2 protein-coding genes are annotated in these 2,523 nt (G+C 41.0%); both read left to right on the forward strand.

Annotation, left to right across the window (positions count from 1 at the left end; translation table 11 throughout):
* The first annotated feature begins 239 nt into the window (after positions 1–239).
* Positions 240–677, forward strand: coding sequence for a universal stress protein (locus QNK26_RS03905; protein ID WP_319220954.1), 438 nt, complete (start codon positions 240–242; stop codon positions 675–677).
* A gap of 9 nt (positions 678–686) precedes the next feature.
* Positions 687–2,240 (forward strand): alanine/glycine:cation symporter family protein, encoded by a 1,554-nt coding sequence (locus QNK26_RS03910; protein WP_319220955.1) that lies wholly within the window; start codon positions 687–689, stop codon positions 2,238–2,240.
* Positions 2,241–2,523 lie beyond the last annotated feature (283 nt).

Raw genomic sequence — 2,523 nt, forward strand, 5'->3', positions numbered from 1 at the left:
CTTAAGTATGATTTTTAAATCATTGTTGGCTAATAAATAACCTTGCTTAGTCCCATTCCTTGCCTTGAAAAGAGGTGAAATTGAAAATATGAACTAATGTCTATTTCAATTTCGTGAGAAATGTCACTTATTATTATTGTGCAGATTTGACATGGAAAAGATGCCTGCGCTGTTGACACTTTTCTGATTCGTCTGCTGTTTCAGCACATATGAAATACTCGTTTAAAAGGAATGCATTTATGAAGGAAAAACTCATTGTTGGTCTAGATGGTGTAGAGCCAGGTGACAGGGCTCTTACTCATGCTAAACGACTATCAAAACTCATTGGTGATTGCACAATTGAATTGGTGTATGTCATTGAATGGTCCCCATACAGTTTTCAGACACCCGAAGAAAATGCCCTGCGGCACAAGCGTAGAGAGCTGGAGATAAAAACGGCTATGGATCGCGTTATAACCCCCGCTTTAGAAGCGTTGAAAAAAGAGGGATATCTTGCAAATGGACGTGTTTTGCATGGTGACGTTGCTGAACTATTAAATTCCGTTGCCGTAAAAGAAAAAGCTGAACAAATTATTGTCGCCCGCTCCAAAGAAAGTGGCTTTGCCGCAAAATTATTTGGTAGCGTTACTGCAAAACTGGTAATGGGTGCAGATGTTCCTGTCACAGTCGTAAACTAAGGCTTTATTATGCAAAACAAAAAAATACTATTATCGATATTTATAATGTTTTTCAGTTTGTTACAAAGTTCGCTAGCCTTTGCTGAAGGCAGTATTGATGAAAAAGTTAATGCTATTTTCGCGTCATCAACCGGCTGGTTCGTTAGCCTTATTTTTGCTCCACTTCCTGGCACTAGCTTTCCTTGGATTGTGTTGTGGTTGGTTGTCGGTGCGACGATTTTCACCGTTTATTTCGGCTTTATCCAATTCCGAGCTATCAGACATTCTATTGATCTGGTTAAAGGCGATTATTCTGATCCAAATGATGCTGGTGAGGTATCTCATTTCCAGGCGTTAGCTACTGCATTATCCGGCACGGTAGGCTTAGGTAATATTGCAGGTGTTGCTGTCGCGGTCAGTATAGGTGGTCCGGGGGCGACATTCTGGATGATTCTTGCAGGCTTGATGGGCATGGCATCCAAATTCACCGAGTGTACATTAGGGGTGAAATACCGTAACGAATACCCTGATGGTAGTGTATCTGGTGGTCCGATGTACTACATCTCAAAAGGTTTTAAAGAGAGAGGCGTTGCCGGAGGAAAACCACTGGCAGTGCTATTTGCAATCTTTTGTATTCTGGGTGCATTTGGTGGTGGCAACATGTTTCAGGCTAATCAGGCACACGCACAAATAAGCAGTATTGTGGGTGATTTCCCAGGTTGGATCACTGGTGTTGTTTTTGCTTTGGTTGTCTTCTCTGTGATTGTCGGCGGGATTAAATCTATCGCTAATGTAACTGAGAAAATAGTACCCTTCATGGGCGTTCTCTACGTTGTTGCGGCTTTGATTATTATTGTAATGAATTTTGATAAAGTTGGATGGGCCTTTGAACAAATCTTCGTTGGTGCATTTACGGGGCTCGGGGTTGCTGGTGGTTTTGTTGGCGCCTTAATACAAGGCTTTAAACGTGCTGCATTCTCCAATGAGGCAGGGGTCGGTTCCGCCGCGATTGCCCATTCGGCAGTGCGTACTAAAGAACCTATCACTGAAGGGTTTGTATCTTTACTTGAACCATTTATTGATACTGTCGTTATTTGTACCATGACAGCGCTTGTCATTATTATCACTGGGCAATTAACATCAGATCCGACAACGGGTTTATACCTAGTTGGTGAGAGTGGACGTATCATAACAGCAGACGGTTCATCAGGTGTTGCATTAACTTCAGCAGCATTTGGCTCAACTATCAGTTGGTTCCCTTATGTGCTTGCTGTTGCGGTTGTATTGTTTGCTTTTTCAACCATGATCAGTTGGTCTTATTATGGCCTTAAAGCTTGGACTTATCTGTTTGGAGAAGGAAAAACAACCGAGTTAATATTTAAACTACTGTTCTGTGTCTTTGTAGTTATTGGTGCAGCAGCCAATCTCGGCCCTGTGATCGACTTCTCTGATGCCGCCATTTTTGCAATGGCTGTGGTTAATATTATCGGGCTTTACGTGTTAATGCCTGTCGTTAAAGCAGAGTTGAAGTCATATCTAGCACGTTTAAAATCAGGTGAAATCAAAAAATTCACCGACAAATAAGTCAATAGTAAATTGCCACCTGCTCTGTTATTTGCAGGTGGCAATCTTTTATCTTATCAAGTGGTACTGCAGCTATATCGACTCATCGTTTACTACTCATAGTTTACTTATTTACATCATCCGATCATCATTATCTAAAAATACTTCCTGACCAGCTAGATCTTCAATTTGTATTTAAAGCACTCTTCATTTTTAAGCAAATGGTAAAATTACTCGCTTTGAAAAGCCTTGGTTTCGTATAAACAAAGATCCTGACTATGGATTGTATAAGCAACAGTGTAAT

The sequence above is a fragment of the Moritella sp. genome (assembly GCF_033791185.1).
GTDB lineage: Bacteria > Pseudomonadota > Gammaproteobacteria > Enterobacterales > Moritellaceae > Moritella.

Coding starts and splice junctions, on each gene's coding strand:
- QNK26_RS03905 (WP_319220954.1), top strand. CDS start 240: ATGAAGGAAAAACTCATTGTTGGTCTAGATGGTGTAGAGCCAGGTGAC.
- QNK26_RS03910 (WP_319220955.1), top strand. CDS start 687: ATGCAAAACAAAAAAATACTATTATCGATATTTATAATGTTTTTCAGT.